The sequence below is a fragment of the Caballeronia sp. LjRoot29 genome (assembly GCF_964252755.1).
Classification (GTDB): Bacteria; Pseudomonadota; Gammaproteobacteria; order Burkholderiales; family Burkholderiaceae; genus Caballeronia.
Map to the genome: position 1 here is coordinate 52,437 of NZ_CAXUPU020000021.1, position 17,732 is coordinate 70,168.

The 17,732-nt window shown below is 59.8% G+C and carries 16 protein-coding genes and 1 pseudogene; 11 read left to right on the top strand and 6 right to left on the bottom strand.

Going from position 1 to position 17,732, the window contains the following annotated elements; genetic code table 11:
• A complete protein-coding gene (locus tag ACSQ83_RS21825; RefSeq protein ID WP_414953629.1) occupies positions 1-846 on the bottom strand; it encodes a phytanoyl-CoA dioxygenase family protein in 846 nt (281 codons plus the stop codon).
• 320 nt (positions 847-1,166) lie between these two features.
• On the opposite strand from ACSQ83_RS21825, the gene ACSQ83_RS21830 reads away from it, so the two are divergent.
• The 4 genes from ACSQ83_RS21830 to ACSQ83_RS21845 are packed head-to-tail and all read left to right on the top strand — an operon-like array spanning position 1,167 to position 4,739.
• Complete coding sequence (locus ACSQ83_RS21830; protein ID WP_436229587.1) at positions 1,167-2,240, top strand: fatty acid desaturase; 1,074 nt, start codon at positions 1,167-1,169, stop codon at positions 2,238-2,240.
• A 32-nt stretch (positions 2,241-2,272) separates the two neighbouring features.
• A complete protein-coding gene (locus ACSQ83_RS21835; protein WP_414953595.1) occupies positions 2,273-2,623 on the top strand; it encodes a non-heme iron oxygenase ferredoxin subunit in 351 nt (116 codons plus the stop codon).
• A complete protein-coding gene (locus ACSQ83_RS21840) occupies positions 2,620-3,873 on the top strand; it encodes an NAD(P)/FAD-dependent oxidoreductase (protein WP_414953596.1) in 1,254 nt (417 codons plus the stop codon). The genes ACSQ83_RS21835 and ACSQ83_RS21840 overlap by 4 nt, the downstream gene beginning before the upstream one ends.
• Positions 3,870-4,739 (top strand): sugar phosphate isomerase/epimerase family protein, encoded by an 870-nt coding sequence (locus ACSQ83_RS21845; protein WP_414953597.1) that lies wholly within the window; start codon positions 3,870-3,872, stop codon positions 4,737-4,739. Before ACSQ83_RS21840 ends, ACSQ83_RS21845 begins: the two co-directional genes overlap by 4 nt.
• On the opposite strand, the gene ACSQ83_RS21850 is transcribed toward ACSQ83_RS21845, so the two are convergent.
• Entirely contained in the window at positions 4,729-5,769 is a 1,041-nt protein-coding gene (locus tag ACSQ83_RS21850; RefSeq protein WP_414953598.1) for a LacI family DNA-binding transcriptional regulator, read from the bottom strand. The genes ACSQ83_RS21845 and ACSQ83_RS21850 overlap by 11 nt on opposite strands.
• 211 nt (positions 5,770-5,980) lie before the next feature.
• Here ACSQ83_RS21850 and ACSQ83_RS21855 point away from each other — a divergent pair, with 211 nt between their 5' ends.
• Genes ACSQ83_RS21855 through ACSQ83_RS21870 form a run of 4 tightly spaced genes read left to right on the top strand, consistent with a single transcriptional unit; the run spans position 5,981 to position 9,633 of the window.
• Positions 5,981-6,991 carry a sugar ABC transporter substrate-binding protein gene (locus ACSQ83_RS21855; RefSeq protein WP_414953599.1) on the top strand — a complete coding sequence of 337 codons (1,011 nt, stop codon included), beginning with the start codon at positions 5,981-5,983 and terminating at the stop codon, positions 6,989-6,991.
• A 9-nt stretch (positions 6,992-7,000) separates the two neighbouring features.
• Positions 7,001-7,981 (top strand): ABC transporter permease, encoded by a 981-nt coding sequence (locus ACSQ83_RS21860; RefSeq protein ID WP_436229588.1) that lies wholly within the window; start codon positions 7,001-7,003, stop codon positions 7,979-7,981.
• On the top strand, positions 7,978-8,787 hold the full coding sequence (locus ACSQ83_RS21865; protein ID WP_414953601.1) for an ATP-binding cassette domain-containing protein: 810 nt from the start codon (positions 7,978-7,980) through the stop codon (positions 8,785-8,787). Before ACSQ83_RS21860 ends, ACSQ83_RS21865 begins: the two co-directional genes overlap by 4 nt.
• Before the next feature lie 27 nt (positions 8,788-8,814).
• The gene (locus ACSQ83_RS21870) at positions 8,815-9,633 is read left to right on the top strand and encodes an SDR family oxidoreductase (protein ID WP_436229589.1); all 819 of its coding nucleotides are present in this window, start codon (positions 8,815-8,817) and stop codon (positions 9,631-9,633) included.
• 95 nt (positions 9,634-9,728) lie between these two features.
• Here the strand turns inward: ACSQ83_RS21870 and ACSQ83_RS21875 are convergent.
• Positions 9,729-10,690, bottom strand: a pseudogene (locus tag ACSQ83_RS21875) (fibronectin type III domain-containing protein); the annotation flags it as partial.
• 281 nt (positions 10,691-10,971) lie between these two features.
• Here ACSQ83_RS21875 and ACSQ83_RS21880 point away from each other — a divergent pair.
• A complete protein-coding gene (locus tag ACSQ83_RS21880; protein ID WP_436229590.1) occupies positions 10,972-14,466 on the top strand; it encodes a response regulator in 3,495 nt (1,164 codons plus the stop codon).
• A 246-nt stretch (positions 14,467-14,712) separates the two neighbouring features.
• On the opposite strand, the gene ACSQ83_RS21885 is transcribed toward ACSQ83_RS21880, so the two are convergent.
• The 3 genes from ACSQ83_RS21885 to ACSQ83_RS21895 all read right to left on the bottom strand — a co-directional run bounded on the left by ACSQ83_RS21885 (position 14,713) and on the right by ACSQ83_RS21895 (position 16,620).
• The gene (locus ACSQ83_RS21885; protein ID WP_414953604.1) at positions 14,713-14,922 is read right to left on the bottom strand and encodes a hypothetical protein; all 210 of its coding nucleotides are present in this window, start codon (positions 14,920-14,922) and stop codon (positions 14,713-14,715) included.
• Positions 14,923-15,107: 185 nt separating this feature from the next.
• Positions 15,108-16,001 carry a patatin-like phospholipase family protein gene (locus ACSQ83_RS21890; RefSeq protein ID WP_414953605.1) on the bottom strand — a complete coding sequence of 298 codons (894 nt, stop codon included), beginning with the start codon at positions 15,999-16,001 and terminating at the stop codon, positions 15,108-15,110.
• Positions 16,002-16,371: 370 nt separating this feature from the next.
• A complete protein-coding gene (locus ACSQ83_RS21895) occupies positions 16,372-16,620 on the bottom strand; it encodes a DUF4148 domain-containing protein (protein WP_436229591.1) in 249 nt (82 codons plus the stop codon).
• Positions 16,621-17,078: 458 nt separating this feature from the next.
• Here ACSQ83_RS21895 and ACSQ83_RS21900 point away from each other — a divergent pair, with 458 nt between their 5' ends.
• Together ACSQ83_RS21900 and ACSQ83_RS21905 are read left to right on the top strand one after the other, a co-directional pair.
• Complete coding sequence (locus tag ACSQ83_RS21900; RefSeq protein WP_436229592.1) at positions 17,079-17,288, top strand: hypothetical protein; 210 nt, start codon at positions 17,079-17,081, stop codon at positions 17,286-17,288.
• Between the two features lie 161 nt (positions 17,289-17,449).
• Positions 17,450-17,701, top strand: a complete 252-nt coding sequence (locus ACSQ83_RS21905; protein ID WP_436229593.1) for an FAD-dependent monooxygenase — start codon at positions 17,450-17,452, stop codon at positions 17,699-17,701.
• Positions 17,702-17,732: the final 31 nt, after the last annotated feature.

Genomic DNA, 17,732 nt, shown 5'->3' on the forward strand with positions numbered 1-17,732 from the left:
CTAGCGCATGGCGTTCTTGCGACCCTCGGCGTTCGTCGCAACGGCGATCGCATCGAGGTTCTGCGGATACGGGAAGTTCAAGCCAAGCAATTGCCGCATGGTCGGGCTGGCGTTCTTGACGAACGTTTCGCCGACCATCGCGCGCAGGTCTTCCATCGGCTTGACGAATTTCGGCAGGTATTGAAGCAGCACCGCGCTGCGATCCTGCGTGCTGTGATTCGGCATGGCACAGTGCCACGTCGCGCCGAAGAAAACGATCGCGTCGCCGGGCTCCGCTTCCATGCGCTCGCATCGTTCAAAGAAGGCGTCGCCCTCGCCGGGATACCGCAATTCATGCTGCGTGTGCGGTACAAAAGCCGTCGCTCCGGTTTGCGCCGTGAACGGATCGAGAGGAATGGTGACCTGCGCGTTGAGCGGAAAGCTCGTGTTGATGCCGAGCGGGAAAGTTGTCGGAGAATGAAAATCCCAGTACGGGTAATCGATATGCGGTTCCTGTCCCGGACCATCCGGCAAAATCCGGTTCGCCGCGATTGACCCCATGATGAAGTCATCGCCGAGGAAAAGACGCATGGCTGCGACAATGTCGGGCTGCTCGGCCATCTCCGAAAACACATCGCCTTTCGCCAGCAGATTCCACACGCGCCGCTGCAAATGCAGCCGCTGATCTTCAGCCGCTTGTCCCTGGAAATGCGTGACCGTCTGCGCACGGTCCTGCGAATGATCCATCACGACACGCCGCGCTTCAGCCACTTGCGCCGCGCTGAACACGCCGCGAATGCGCACTGCGCCCGGACCGCGCAACAGCGCCTCGACTACACCTTCAGGCGTCACCGCGCCCAGTTCCATGCTGTTCACACCTGTCTCCTTGACGATCGATGCAGCACTCCGGCCGCTAGTGCAGACAAGCATAGAAGACCGGTCGCCCCAATGCAAAGAAAATTTCACTCGACGGTTTGGTGGAATTTAATTTCTATTTTGGAAAGCCATAGCCAATGTGGCCCGCAGCCGCGCTTGATGGAAATCCATCATTTTTTTGAGTGAGTGGCAAGCTGCGCTCATCTATCGTTCAGTCAACAAGAAGGCCACCCGGCGGTAATAAACTGACGGGAAGCGCTCAAAACATCGCTTAAACGTTGTTTGAACATAATTAAGCAGGAGACAACCCCATGTCCTCGACTCCCGATATCAGCGGCGGCGATGCGTCCAAACCCGCCCTCACCGATCCGTCTATCGACGAGCGTATTCACGAGCAGTGGTATCAGCCGCGCATTCCGCGCGCTGTGCTGAAAGAGCTGATGAAACGCAGTGATGCCGAAGGCCTGCGCAACTTCGTGCCTTGGTTGTTGCTGCTCGCCGCATCGGGTTGGGTGGCCGCGCTCTGCTGGGGGACCTGGTGGGCCGTGCCCGCATTCCTGGTCTACGGCACGATCTATTCGTCCAGCGACGCCCGCTGGCACGAACTCGCCCATGGCACACCGTTCAAGACCCGCTGGCTCAACGACGCCTTCTATCACCTGTCATCGTTCATGACGATCCGCGAAGGTTACTGGTGGCGCTGGAGTCACGCGCGGCATCACACCCACACGTACTTTCAAGCGCGTGATCCGGAAATTCAGGTTGCACGGCCGACGCAGGTCTGGCCGATCATCATCGATTTCTTCGGACTGCTGGGTACTTCGTTGGAGATCCGCAAGGTCGTCCGGCATGCGTTCGGCCGCGTCGATGCCGCCACCGATGTGTTCCTCCCCGCTACCGAAAAGCCGAAGATGATCTGGTCTTGCCGAATCTATCTGCTGGTGGTCATCGGCACGATAGGGCTTGCTATCGCACTCCGCAGTTTCCTGCCGCTGATGTTCGTGTGGACGCCCCGCTATTACGGCGGCTGGCTGCATCAGTTGCTCGGCCTCACGCAGCATGCGGGCCTCGCGGTCAACGTGAAGGATCATCGGCTCAACACACGCACGGTGTACATCAATCCGGTCTATCGCTTCCTGTACCTGAACATGAACTACCACCTTGAACATCATCTCCTGCCAATGGTGCCGTTTCATGCGTTGCCGCGTTTGCATGAAGTCATCAAGGATCAGTTGCCACCCGCTTATCCGAGCCTCTATGCGGTGTATCGCGAGATGGTGCCTGCGTTATGGAAACAGCGCGTCGAACCGGATCATGTGATCGAACGCAAGGTGCCGGGTGAAACCGCCCCGCAAGGAACATTTGCGACCCAGTCGGGCATCTGAAGCTAAACAACTCCAACAATCCGGAGGCTCTTGTGGCCGTTGAAACGAATGACATCGAATGGGTCGTGGCCTGCGCTGCCAGTGAGATTGCCGAAGAAGACGTGATCCGCTTCGATCACGCCGGCGCGAGTTACGCGGTGTATCGGATAGCCGAGGGTTTCTTTGCATCGGATGGGTGGTGCACGCACGAACGCGCGCATCTTGCGGATGGCTTCGTGCTCAATCGCGAGATTGAATGCCCGCTGCATCAGGGACGTTTCGATATCCCCACCGGCAAGCCAAAAAGCCCGCCCGTCTGCGTGCATTTGAAGACATACCCGGTGCGTATTGAAGGTGGTGAAGTGCTGCTCGGTGTTCCGCCGCAAATGAAGGCGGCGTCATGAAAAGCCGACCCGCGATGGTGATCATCGGTGCCGGGCAAAGCGGCGCACGCACAGCCCATGCGCTGCGTGACAACGGCTGGGACGGCGACATCACGCTGCTCGGCAATGAAGGCGTTGCGCCTTACGACAGGCCGCCGCTTTCAAAGGCCGTGCTGCTCGGTCAGAAAACCACCGCGCAATGCGCGCTGTATGACGAGGCGTTTTACGCCGAGCAGCGCATCGACCTGCGCGTTGATTCGGGTGTTAAACAGATCGATCGCGCCGCGCGCAAAGTGGTTTTAAACGATGGCCATACCGTGGCGTATCAGCGTCTGCTGATCGCGACCGGCGCGGCGCCTCGCCGCTTGAGCGTGCCAGGCGCAACGCTTGAAGGCGTGCATGTCTTGCGCACGGCTGCGGACGCATCCGGCGTGCTCAACGAATTACTGCCAGGGCGGAAGATCGCGATCGTGGGGGCGGGTTTTATCGGGCTGGAGATTGCGGCAACGGCCATTGCACGAGGATGTGAAGTAACCGTGATCGAAGCGGCAGCGCGTGCGCTCATGCGTGCCGTGCCGGAAATCGTCGCGGAGTATCTGGTGGAACGGCACAAGCAAATGGGCGTGGACGTGCGCTTCGCCGTGCAGGTCGACCGGATCATTGGAGCGTCCATGAAGCGCGCCACCGGCATGAAGCTCTCCGACGGGACCACCATAGAATGCGACTGCGTGATCGCAGGGATTGGCGTGAAGCCGCGCACCGAGCTGGCTGAAGCGGCGGGTATCGACGTAGCGGACGGCATCGCCGTGGACGACACGTTGCGCACCAATGATCCGCACATTTTCGCGGCAGGCGATGTCTGCTCGTTTCCGCATCGGCTATTCCGGCGACGCATGCGGCTCGAATGCTGGAAGAACGCCGAAGACCACGCGCGCATTGTCGCGCGCAACATGCTGGACCGCGGCGAAACCTATTCCGAAGTGCCGTGGTTCTGGTCCGATCAATACGACATGACCATCCAGATTGCCGGCATGCCCGCGTTCGGCGTCACTTCCGTCGTACGCGAGACGAGCGCTGCATCGCGAGTGTTTTTTGCACTGGATCGCGATGGCGTGCTGGTCGGCGCGAGCGGTGTTGGACAAGCAAGCGAGATTGCACGTGACGTACGAGTAGCGCAGGAGTTGATTGCGAGGCGCGCGTGTATTGAGCCTTCATTGCTCTCGGATCGAAGTGTCAAGCTCAAGCCCCTGCTTGCAGTGGAGGCGCTATGACGCAACGGCTCGACATCTATCAGTCGCTATGGGCAATGGAGCGTCGCCACACCGACGGTCATGAGCGCTCACTTGAAGACAACGTAACGATGATCGCGCAAGCGGGTTTCAACGGCGTGAGCGCGGGTTACGCATCGCGTGAAGACGTGCGCCGGCTTAGCGGTTTGCTAAAGCAATTCGATTTGAAAGCGGAAGGACAATGTTTTCCGCGCACGGTAGATGACCTGCAACCGATCCTTGAAATAGCCACCGAGTTCGGTGTGCATCACATCGACTTGCAGCCGGATGTACGGCCGCGTCGACTCGATGACGCGCTCAAGCTGATCGATGGATGGACGCGGCTCGCCGAGCAAGTGGACTTCCCGGTGTATATCGAAACACATCGGGACCGCATGACGACCGACCTGCATTTCACGCTCGATCTGCTCGATTCCCGGCCGGATTTGAAGTTGCTCGGGGACATCTCGCACTATCTCGTGGGACGTGAATTCGCGCTGCCCGTGTCCGACGAAAACCACGCGGATATGCATCGAATTCTGGATCAATCGTGGGCGTTTCACGGCCGCGTCGCGAGCCGTGAACAAGTGCAGATCGAGATCTCATTCGAGCCGCATCGTATTTGGGTGGACCTGTTTCTTGGCTGGTGGCAACACGGCTTTGCATCGTGGCAACGGCGCGCCGGTCCCGACGACACGTTGGTCTTCACGTGCGAACTCGGGCCCAAGCCTTACGCAATCATCGGCCGCGATGGCAACGACACAACCGACCGCTGGGCCGAATCATTGCTGATGCGCGACTGGATTCGAGAACTCTGGAATAACCTGAGCCGTGAAAAAAAGCCCCAAGCGTTGGCGCTTAATCGCTGAGCGGAAGGTTTTCACGCAACAACACCGTGACCGGAATCTGCTGCGGCAACGCCACGCCGGGATCACGATGATAGTGCCGCAAGATGATTTCGATAGAACGCATTGCTTCGGCGGCCGGGTTCTGGTCGAGTACGGCGTCGAGCGTTCCTTCAATGAGCAAGCGCCGCGAAATGTCGTTGAGTTCGTGGCCCACGAAGACGGTCGAACGAACGCGGTCGAGCGCTTGAAGCGCGGCGCCGACGCCTTCGTCGCCGACTGAAATGTTATAGATCCCGCGCAGGTCGGGATAGCGCCGGAAGGCGTCGCGAGTGAGCTTTTCGGTGAGCCCGGATTGCTCGCGGCTCTCGACTGTCTCCACGATGTCGCAGTTAGGAAAACGCCGCCTAAGTACTGAGCGGAAGCCGCTTTCGCGTTCTTCATGGCCGAGGAAATCATGCATGCCCGTCATCACGAGCACCTTGCCTCCCGCATCGCCGAGAAAGCGGCCCATCAGCTCGCCCGCAACCCGCCCCGCCCCGCGATTGTCGATACCCACATAGGCCAGCCGCCCCGTTCCCGGCAAGTCGCTCGCCAGCGTAACGACCGGCATCGCGCGGCTCACCTGGCGCAGTGCCGCCGTGATGTCGGGGTGTTCATACGCGACGATGATCAGCGCGTCGGCCTTCTGCGTGGCGCGGTGGATGGTCTCGACGACGCGCGCCGGCTCGAGGTTATCGAAGTAGGTCACCGCGCAGATCACGCGCTGCGCTTCGAACGTCTTCTGGGCGATTTCGAAACCCTGCTTCAGATAGACGTAATACGGTGCAACGGGCTGCTGCAAGAGGATGGCTATGCGCAACCAGCGTACCGATACCGCATCGAGTGCCCGATCGATCTTGAGCTTGCGCGCCCATTCGAGCACGCGCCGCTCCTTCTCGCGCGAGACACCGCCGCGGCCGTTAAGCACGCGGTCGACGGTTGCTTCGCTGACGTCGGCGGCCTTGGCGATATCGGCCATGCTCGTTTTGCGGCGGTTGGTCAGGTCGGGCATGAGCCTTCACGGTTTAGGAATTGGGCGACAGGATTGACATGATGATCGCATCAACTCATTGGGCCATCAAGCTTGCCTATCAGGCAGGTGTTTAAGCACAGCCCTACACGATAAGTCACCGGCTAAGAACGGCGACAGCAGCACCCCGCACGACGGCCTGACATTCGCACCGCGGATGCAGCCGCGGTCGGGACATAACAGGAGACAGGAGATGACCCGGAGACTCAGTACATTTAATACACGTTCAAAGTTCGCGATAGCTGCATGCATAACGTCCACGCTTTTCGCGGCGAGCGTTGCTCGCAGCGCGGAGCCGCTGAACATTGTGATGCTGACGCACGGCGCGGCGACCAACGCATTCTGGCAAGCCGTGAAGAAAGGTTTCGACGATGCCTGCACACGCGTTCAGGCACATTGCCAGATGGTCTTTACCCAAACCGACGGCTCGATCGAGCAGCAGAGCGCGAACTTCCAGGCTGCGGTTGCACGCAAGCCGGATGCAATCTTGACGACCATCGTGGATGACAATGCGCTCACGCCGATGATCAACGACGCGCGTGCGAAGCACATTATCGTGATTGCTTATAACGTCGATCAAAGCGGCGGAGCGACGGGCGCGGCGAAACGGCAGGCGTTCATTGGCCAGAACTTTGTCCCCGCCGGGCGCAGTCTCGCGCATCAGCTCACCAGCCAGTTCCCGAAGGACGGTCCGATCCGCGTGCTGATCGGTGTCAGCGCGCCGGGGCAGAACTGGGCCGAGCAACGCGCGAAAGGCGTGATGGAAGGTCTCGATGAATGGAAGCGCGCCAATCCAACCCGCACGGTCGTGATCGACCGGATTGACTCGGGCACCGATCTGTCGGTGACGGGCGAACGTGTTGGCGCGTATCTCACGGCGCATCCCGATACAACCGCGTATTTCGACATGGGTTTCTTCCATGCTGCGGTGGCGCGTACGCTCAAGGACCGCAACGTGCCGCCGGGCAAGGTGCTGCTCGCCGGCTTCGACATAGTGCCCCAGGTCCTGCAGATGATGAAGGCGGGCTACATCCAGGCCGAGGTCGATCAGCAACCGTACGCGCAGGGTTTCATGCCCGTGATGCAGGTGTATCTGGCGAAGTCGTTCGGCCTTGCGCCCGCAGATATCAACACCGGCAATTCGCTCGTCATGCCCGCTCAGGCGGACTCGGTCATCGCGCTCTCGCAACAAGGCTTGCGCTAGGAGATTGCCATGAAAAAACTCCTCAAGATCTACCTGCAAAAACCGGAGCTGGCGGGCATTGTATTGCTCGCCGTGCTGATCGGTTTGTTCCAGGTGCGCTCGCAGATGATATTTCTCAGCGCCGAAAATATCCGTGGCGTGCTTGGCGTGTTGCCTGAAGTCGGGCTGGTTGCGATTGGCGTGACGCTGCTGATGATCTGCGGTGAATTCGATTTATCGGTGGGGTCGGTGTTTGCGCTCACGCCCATGGTGATCACGTTGCTCATGAACGCAGGCGTACCGTTCTGGCTGGCGTTTTTCATCGGGCTGGTGGTCGCGGCGTGCGTGGGACTCGCGAACGGATTGATCACACTGGTCTTCAACATACCGAGTTTCATCACCACGCTCGGCATGTTGTTCATCGTGCGATCGCTGACCGTCGTGCTATCCGGTGGCTTCCCGCCGAACCTGCCGATCGAACGAATGCCTGCGCAACTGTTCGTGAGTTTTATCGGACCGGAGGGGTTGTTTCGCGCGTCGTTTCTCTGGTTTATCGCTATCGGCGCGGCGGCTGCGTTCCTGTTGTCCGCGACCAATCTCGGCAACTGGATGAAAGCGACCGGCGGCTTCCTCGAAGCATCCATATCGAGCGGTGTGCCGGCGCGGCGCGTGAAGCTGTTCTCCTTCGTGCTGTGTTCGGTGCTCGCGGGTTTTGCCGGCTTGATCCAGGTGCTGCGGCTCGGCGCAGCGCTTCCGTCAATAGGCGATGGTCTTGAGCTGCAAGCGGTGGCCGCTGCCGTGATCGGCGGCACTGCGCTGTCTGGCGGGATCGGCAATGTACTCGGTGCCGTCGTGGGTGCCCTGCTCATTCGCGTGATCGACAACGGCCTGGTGCTGACGCAAGTCGATGCCAACTGGTTCAAGTTCGCGGTCGGAAGCCTGACTATTTTCGCGGTCGTCGCCAACGCATGGATGCGTCGCACGGCACGACGTCTGAAGGTGGCGCTATGAACACACTCTCCTCCGCTACTCACCCTACCGGTCTGCGTTCGCGTGAAGACGACACCGCCGCCGACGCGCTCAGCACGTCGACCTCGCTGATGGCCGTGCGCAACTTGCATAAGTGGTACTCCGGCGTGCATGCGCTCAAAGGCGTGAGCCTGGAATTCAAACGCGGCGAAGTCGTGGGCTTGCTCGGCGACAACGGCGCGGGCAAGTCGACGCTCATCAAGATTCTCTCGGGCGTGCATAAGCCGGACGAAGGCGAGATCCTGTTCCAGGGCCGGCCTGTGCGCATCCCCACGCCGAAAGCGGCCATGCAGTTAGGTATCGAAACGATTCATCAGCACAACTCACTCGTGCCGAATCTGTCGATTGCGCGCAACCTGTTTATCGGCCGCGAACCACTGTTGTTTTCGCTGTTCGGCATTGGACCCATGGATCATTCGCGCATGCGTACCGACGCCGTCAAGGCCATCGCAGATGTCGACCTGCATCTGCGGTCCGCCGAAGCGTTGCTGGGTGAACTGTCGGGCGGCCAGCGCCAGGGCGTGGCGATTGCGCGCGCGATGCACTTCAAGTCGAAGGTGCTGATCCTCGATGAACCGACGAACCATTTATCGGTGAAGGAGACGGACAAGGTGATCGGGTTCGTGCGGGGCTTATCGGCGCAGGGCATCACCGGCGTGTTCATCAGTCACAACCTGCAGCACGTGTTTCACTCATGCGACCGGATTGTCGCGATGGCGCGCGGCGAAGTCGTACTCGATAAACCGGTCGCGCAGACGTCTATTGAAGAAGTGACGGAGATGCTTTGATCGACACTATGGCGGAGAGATAAATCAATGGAATCGAAGGGACAGTTCAACGGCAAGGTGGCTGTAGTCACCGGGGGTACACAAGGGCTTGGGGCAGCGATCGCGGCGCTGTTCGTTGAGCGCGGGGCGCGAGGCGTGGTTATCTGCGGACGTTCGAAGGAGAAGGGCGAAGCGAAGGCGCGGGAGTTGAGCGAGGTCAGCGGCACGGATGTGCGCTACGTGCAGGCGGATCTCTCGCAAGTCGACGATTGCCGGGCGGTGATCGCGGCGGCCGACGCGCGGTTCGGCCGTATTGATGCGCTGGTCAATGCCGCGGCCATGACCGATCGCGGCACGATCCTCGATACCGATCCCGCGCTCTTCGACAGCATCTTTTCGACGAACGTGCGGGCGCCGTTCTTCCTGATGCAGGAAGCCATTCGTGTCATGCGGCGCGAGCGCATTGAAGGGTCGATCGTCAACATCTGCTCGATGTCGGCGATGGCGGGGCAACCGTTCATCGTGGCGTATTGCGCATCGAAAGGCGCGCTGGCCACGCTCACGCAAAACACGGCATACGCGCTGTTGCGCAACCGCATTCGGGTGAATGGTTTGAACCTCGGCTGGATGGCGTCCGATGGCGAAGACCGGATTCAGCGGGAATACCACGGGGCGGCTGACGACTGGCTGATGCAGGCGAGCGCTTCGCAACCGTTTGGAAGACTAATCAATCCGGAAGAAGCGGCACGTGCGGTGGCGTTTCTGGCGAGTGAGGAATCGGGCCTGATGACAGGGTCAATGGTGAATTACGATCAATCGATATGGGGTGCGTTCGACGATACACCGCATCCGGTGGCAGCGCTTTAGGTTCAGGTTTGGGTTTGGCGCATAAGATCAAGCTGGCGTACCTTGTTCGTCAGTAGCGACGCGGCGGGCTCATGCCGCATCTCGAGCGAAATCACCCCGCCCGCGACGAGATCGACGCCATAGCGGTCGAACAAGGGCAGCCACGCCTCCCGGATACCCTTGTCGGAGCCATTGCCCGTCTTCGATGAAGTCAGCGCGTCCTGATGCATCTGGACCACGATCCAGTCGATATCCTTATCCTCAGCCGCCCGGCGCGGCCGGGAAAACGGCTGCCATTCTCCGGCAACGTATAACGCGCCAGATACGAGTCAAGTCCCTGCTCGCCATTGTTGAATTCCAGCTCATGATTGCCCGGACACGGCATCCAGGGACGATTGGCCGCCGAGGTCTGCGCATTGTTGCCGAAGTCGCGCCAGACCTCAGGCTGATGCGCCGGGTTCAGGTTGGCATAACAAAGATCGCCGTTAAGCAAGTGAAACAGCGGCTCGAAACGCTCCACTGCCTGCACCGCAAAACGGCTCTGCGGCGACGAAAGCACCCAGCCGGTATTCGGCGTGGCAAGGTCGCCATAACTGGTCCATCGAAACGGGGCCCGGCCGTGCGGGGCGGTCCGGAAACTTGCCGTAAAAGGCCGGCCGGCGTTGCTGTCGTTGTCTGCGGTGACTTCGTACTCGTAGCGCACCGCGGGTTTCAGTCCATGAAGACGCGCGTGACAGGTGCAGACGATCTCGCCGTTGAGTCCATCGGTATAAGTGCGCTGAACGCCATGCACCGTTGTCCTCGTCTCGCCGGCACGGCCGAAGCGCACTCGCGGATTGACAGCCGGCGCGAGCGAGGCCCACGAGATCACCACCTCGGCCCACGGCTCCTTGCCCCAGGTCAGATGGATCTGCTCAGACGTGCCGTCCGGGCTCACCGCGGCGGCCCGGCTAGCTGAAGCCAAACCGCCCGCAGCCGTCGCCAGTCCGGAAGCACCGGCAAGCTTGAGAAAACCCCGCCGCGAAATAGTTGCACCCTGCTCGGCTATCGGAAGATCGTCAATGTTCTTGTTCGACATGTCTGGTGTTCCAGTCCTTAAGACGATAAGCCGGCGCAAGGCACCCACGGCAGCGCCACAAGCAAACCGGCTCGAAGAACTTCAGTATTACCAGATGTGTTTACCGCGCCATGACATGGTTGCGGTAATTGGTTTTCGGCGCGAAATCTGTATTATCCCGCCATTGATTCGCGCGGCTTTTCCGCCGGGCGCGCGTCGCCAGACATGGTGCGGGGAAATCCCTTTCGCGCTGATCATTCGGCCGAACCGCGCTTTTTGCGCATTAAATAACAGGGATAAAAATGCCCGAGCATACTGCCGTCGACCAGCTTGGCTTTCGCCGCATAATTCGCCGCAACATCGCGTTGCCGATAGGGGCTGGCTTGACCACCGCCGCGGTCTTCGTGGCCCTGCTGTTTTATCTGCTTTCCGCCATGGACTGGCTGGACCATTCCGAGCGCGTGGTCGCGGACAGCAATGACCTGATCAAGATCGCCGTCGATCGCGAGTCAGGCATGCGCGGCTACCTGATCACCGGCGACGATACCTATCTCGCGCCCTACGAACTCGGGCAAGCCAGCTTCGCCGCGAAGCTGGCCACGCTGACCGAACTTGTCAGCGACAACCCGCCGCAAATCGAACGTCTGAAACGTATCGGCGCGCTGGAAGCGCAGTGGACCGGGATTGCCGAACAGCTCATTACCCTGCGTCGTGCGAACCAGGATTACCAGGGCGTCATGCGCACCGGCAAGGGAAAGCTCGAGTTCGACGACATGCGCCGTGAGTTTGGCGCCTTCATGGATGTCGAGTTGAACCTGCGCTGGGAACGGACGGCAACGGTCAGGCGCGTCACCATCACAGCGGTTGCGGTCTTCCTCGGCATCAGCCTTTCGCTCAGCTTACTGCTCGCCGTGCTCGGCCGGCGCGAGTTGACGAATCTGTCGACCACCTACGACCGTGCGTTGCGGGCGCAGACTGAACACACTGAGACCCTGCAACAGCAAGCGTGGCTGCGCACCGGCCAGAGTCTGCTGGCGGAAAGCGCTGCCGGACAACAAGCGCTGCCACAACTCAGCCGTGCAATGCTCGAGTTTCTCGCCGGGTACCTCGGCGTGATGGTGGCGGCACTGTATGTCCGCGATGAAACCGGCATGTTACGGCGGACCGCCGCCTACGGTTTCAGCCGAGAAAACGAAGAGCGCACGCAAGCCTTCGAAGGCACGCAGACGCTGGTCGGCCAGGCTGCCGCTGACGGCCGGCTGATCGAAGTCGACAACATCCCGGACAACTATCTCAAGGTCACATCGGGACTCGGAACCAGCGCACCAAAGAGCGTGGTCATGGCGCCGATCCAGAACGGCGGGTTGGTCAATGGCGTCGTGGAACTCGGGTTCATGAAGCCGCTATCGGCGCGCGACATCGAGTTCCTGAAGTTGATAGCGGGGAACATGGGGGCGTCGATTGAAGCGGCGTTGTATCGCGAACGGCTGCAGGACACGCTCGAGGAAACGCAACGCCTCAATGAGGAAATGCAGCTTCAGCAGGAAGAATTGCGCACCACGAACGAGGAACTCGAAGAGCAGACCGCTGCGCTCGAAGAGTCGCAAGCCAATCTTGGCAATCAGAAAGCGGAGCTCGAATCGATTAACGAACAGCTTACGTTCCAGGCCCTCTCACTCGATCAAAAGAACGAGGAACTCAGCCATACTCAAGCAGAACTGGAACAGCGCGCCAACGACCTGCAGCGCGCCAGCCAGTACAAGTCAGAATTCCTGGCAAACATGTCGCACGAGTTGCGCACGCCGCTCAACAGTTCGCTGATTCTCGCCAAACTGCTGTCCGAAAACCAGGGCGGAAATTTAAGCGCCGAACAGGTGAAGTTCGCCAATACGATCTATTCAGCCGGCAATGATCTGCTCAACCTGATCAACGACATCCTCGATATCTCCAAGGTCGAGGCAGGCAAGCTGGAACTTGCGCCGGAAGATGTATCGATACGCCGCCTGGTTGAATCGTTGAAGCGGACCTTCGAGCCGCTTGCAACCCAGAAGCAATTGAAATTCGTGGTCGACGTAGCGGCGGATATGCCGCCATCGATATTCACCGACTCGCGCCGGCTGGAACAGATTCTCAAGAACCTGCTGTCGAATGCGTTGAAGTTCACCGACACAGGGACCATCGGGCTCGCCTTGAGTCTGGACAGCGACAGCCGGGTACGCTTCGCCGTGACGGACTCGGGTATCGGCATTGCGCCGGAGCATCAGCAGACGATTTTCGAAGCGTTCCGTCAAGCCGATGGAACCACTAGCCGGCGCTATGGCGGTACGGGCCTGGGCCTGTCCATCTCGCGCGATCTGGCAGCGCTGCTTGGCGGCTCGATCCGCGTCAATAGCGCGCTCGGCGCAGGAAGCACATTCGATCTGACGCTACCCACGCATTGGACAGGCGCAAGCGTGCCTCTTGCAAGTGACCGTGCGTTGCCCGCTCCCGCTCCCGCTCCCGTCCCGGTTCCCGTTCCAGCTGTACCGGCGCCGCCTTCGGCGCCAGTTGCACGCAAGCCAGACGTGCCCGCTTACGACGATGATCGCGCGAGCTGGGCACCCGGTCGCCGGTCGGTGCTGGTGATTGAAGACGACGTGTCTTTCGCGGGAATTCTGTTCGACCTTGCCCACGAAATGCAGTATGGCTGCCTGGTCGCGCAAACTGCCGTCGAAGCACTGCAACTCGCTGCACAGTATTTGCCCGATGCCATTCTTCTCGACATCGGCTTGCCGGATCGTTCAGGCCTCGCGCTGCTGCAGCAGTTAAAAGACGGTCCGCTCACGCGCCATATTCCAGTGCATGTCGTGTCGGCTGTCGATAGCAGCGAGGCCGCGCTGCATCTCGGCGCAATCGGCTACGCAATCAAGCCGACCACGCGCGAGCAATTGAAGGACATCTTCCACAAGCTGGAGGAAAAGTTCACGCAGAAGGTCAAGCGCGTGCTGCTGGTGGAAGACGATGCACGCCAGCGCGAAAGCATCGTGCAACTCATTGCAGACGGCGACATAGACATCACCGCTGTCGAGCTTGGTGAAGAGGCGCTGGCGCTGCTGCGCACGACTATTTTCGACTGCATGATCATCGACCTGAAGCTGCCCGACATGCAGGGTGGCGAGTTGCTGCGAAAGATGTCGAGCGAAAGCGTGTGCTCTTTCCCGCCGGTGATCGTTTATACCGGACGCAACCTGACGCACGCTGAAGAAGCCGAGCTGCTGAAATATTCCCGCTCGATCATCATCAAGGGCGCGCGCTCGCCGGAGCGGTTGCTGGATGAAGTCACCCTGTTCCTGCACAAGGTCGAGGCAGACCTGTCGTACGAACGGCAAACCATGTTGAAGGCAGTACGTAGCCGGGATCGTGCCTTCGAGGGGCGGCGCATCCTTTTGGTCGACGATGATATCCGCAACATCTTCTCGTTGAGCAGCGCGCTCGAGCATAAGGGCATGACGGTGGAGATCGCACGCAACGGGTTCGAAGCGATCACCCAGTTGAACGAATCGCAGGACATCGACCTTGTGCTGATGGACGTGATGATGCCCGGCATGGATGGACTCGAAGCCACGCGGCGGATTCGTACCGACCCTCGCTTCGCCAGCCTGCCCATCATCGCGATCACAGCGAAAGCGATGAAGGACGATCAGGAGCAGACGCGCCTGGCGGGCATGACGGACTATCTCGCCAAGCCGATTGATCTTGACCGGCTCTATTCGCTACTGCGCGTGTGGCTGCCGAGTCTCGAACGGATGCGTGGCTGAGGTGCTTTTGTGAACCGCGCCCGGGCCGCTGGGAACACATTTCTGGGTACGCTCTGCGGGTTGGCGCCTCAGAAGTTGCATCCGCGGTCGCGAGCACGACGTATATCGCTTCACTATCCGGAGCGATGTTCTCTTACCGTGCTGCTTTCGACACAGACGATCGCCCAGCCGATGTGACTTCAGGATTATCTTGCCTTGGCAGGTCCCCCCTAGTGCAGCCACGCCTCATTCCGCAAAAGCGAGTTGTCACGCTTTCGCACGCGGGGAGAGAATGTTTCGCGCCCTCGCCAGCAATCGTTCACGGCCAAGATCCGAAGCCTGGGTCTGGGAAAACACCTGTTCCGCATACCCCAGCTCCCGAAGGCGCTTCAAAAGGGCGGTAGGCACCGCAGCATCGCCATTGATTGCTAGTTCAAGAAGCCAGTTAAGCTCGAACTCAGTGAGGTCGTTGCGCATCGCTTACTCCCTACCAGGCAAAACTTGGCACAGCACGGCGTATCCGCACTCACAATGCGGGTCTCTCAAGAAGTCAGTGTTTAATTCAAACGTCTGGAACGCCAAGTGACATTAGACGAGATACGTAAGACGGTTACGTTCGGATGCAGTGCGGCCGCCTATTTATTACTGCCGCCCCCCCTTCGCTAAACCACCTCGGCATGCGCGTGCTCGTGCAGTTGAGCCGGAATGAACGAGTGTTCGAGGCCGCCGCCGCTTAGCCACGCACGCGTTTGCCCGGCCGCACGCTCGATCAGTCGATCGCACTGCGTGTAGTCGTAAGGCGATACATCGAGCGGACACAAGGGCGGTACGACAAAGATCTCCGCGCGCGATGAATAGAACGCCAGATCATGCACAAGCTGCCGCGCGATGATTAGCGTCAACGCGTGAAGGGCCTGCGCGATGGCGTTGGCCGGCGGCTTGTGCAATGCACAGGCAAAGCCGGCCGGCAGCACGATGATGCGCGTCGCGCCGAGCCCGACGGCCACCGAGATCGGCGTATTGTTGGCCACGCCGCCGTCGACCAGGTCGACGCCGTCAATGCGCACCGGCGGGAACACGCCGGGAATCGCGGCGCTTGCAAGGACGGCATCCACCACCGGGCCGGACGAGAGAACGACTTCGTTGCCGCTCAGCATGTTGGTCGCGACAACGTGCAGCGGTAGGGTCGCTTGCTCCAGTCGCTCATAGGATAAGTTGGCTTCCAGCAGGATGCGCAGCGCCTTCGCCTCGACGAGGTTGGAACGTCGACGCAGCATCATCTCGAACAGTCCAAACATGCTGAGCGGCATGATGTCCCGCCGCCTGATGCGGCACCACAGCGATTCGAGCTTGGCCACACCCTCGGCGTCAGGCCGGCCGGCAAAATACGCCGCGTTGATAGCGCCCGCCGATGCTCCGATCACGCAATCCGGACGCACGCCCCGGTCGAGCAACTCGCGCAACATGCCGACCTCGATCGCACCGAGGCTGCCGCCACCCGCGAATACGAAGGCAGTCAATCCCTCTGAAACGAGAGGGGGACGATCAAGGGACATGTCTGCCGCTCCTTCAAGGCAATGACGAATGCAATGCGCATGAAACACCGGCGCGAAACCCGGCCGGTCTGCGCCGCTGCGGCATTGAGATTACCGAAGCTGCCTCGTGCCGGGACACCAACATATTGCGCCCGAAACGGCCCGGGTAAATCATCTCCGGACAGGGCTAGTGGCCCTTGAACAGATCCAGTAGCTGGTTCTGCATCTGCATCATTTCGTGATCGTGTTTCATCGAATCGATTTCATCAAATATCCAGTTTCATGTTTAAGGTAAAAATATGAGGATCACTACACAATGAACTTGAATCGATCCAATTGGAAACAATCTCATTCACGCTGCCGAGCCGATCCTCGTATCCTCCGCAGTTGTTTAATGCCGGGTGAAATTCGGCGTGCCGCCCGGCCCATAGGGATCGGGGTTTCCGAAACGCGAGATGGTGCCGTCCATGCGAGCCTGGGCTAATTCCGCACGCACTTGCGCGCGTGTTTTCGGAACTTGATTCGATGTGGCCGCCAATGCGTTCCCATCCACAGGCTGTACGGATTGCGCGCTCGCCAGCGTCGATACGCCAAGTGCTGCCACGGTCATGATCATCATTAACTTGTTCAGTTTCACCATTACTCTCCAGAAAGGTCATTTATCGACCGTTGACCTGCCGACGTACCTGCCGGTCCAGGGGCGCATAAGTACAGGCGCTTCATAAGGTATTTCGCACAATCACGCACAACGGTTACAGGGTGCCGGAAAGATGTGTGGACGGTGATACGCACGCGCCTGGAAGCGCCGCGCACAGGCTTATGCCGACAAGTTGATCTGAGCGCTAATAAAGAAAGCCCATAACAAGAATTTACAGTCTCGCAGCTCACGCGGTGATATTGTCATTGACGATGGCGGTTAGACGCCCGTCATCAACGTAAGACGTGCCTCTCGTTGTCGCGCACTCCAAATGGGCGTATTCGTCAACGAAAGTGAAAGAGGAAGAAGTGTCGCCGGAGGAAGATTCCAACCGCGACGTCCTTTGATATGCGTGAGCGTGAAATAAAGCGCGTTCACGTTTTAACGATACGGTGATTAATATGGGCTTGCTGGATGAGATAGGTAAGGTCGCGGGTGCAATCGCGGCAGTGGAAGCAACGGACAAGGTCGATCCGGACGCTTCAATTCTGACGAAAGGGATTGCGGCCGTCGCCGGCTTCGAAGGCGCCGGCGCTCTGGAGTCGCTGGTAGGCAAGAAAGAGGACGAAGCCAATCCGGACGACGCAAACAGTGCCGGAGCAAAGGCCTGACTTCCTGTCGCGTCGGGCCAGCCGCTGTGGACGGGCCGGCCTGACGTATAGCTTTCATGCGTTACGCCGCATCGTGAAACGTTTACCGCGGTGCGATCATTTTCCTGGCTTGCACTGGCCGCTCCCGCTGTAACTCTGCTGATCGGCCGGGCGTCACGCTGTTGGCCAATGCAACGCATTTGATGTCTCCTTTCGGCGGCAATGGCGCGAACCTCGCCATGCTGGACGCCGCCGATCTCGCTTTAGGTCTCGCGAACACAGAAGACTGGAGAGCGGCGGTCCAGGCCTACGAAGTCGCCACGCTTGCACGCGCGGAAGAGGCCGCGGCAGCGGCGAGCGATGCTGTCGATTCCGTCTTCTCCGAAGACGGCCTGGTCCACACGCTCCAAGCTACGGAATCACAACGCGGTTGAATGCAAGCGCCGGAGCGTGCTCACCTGCACG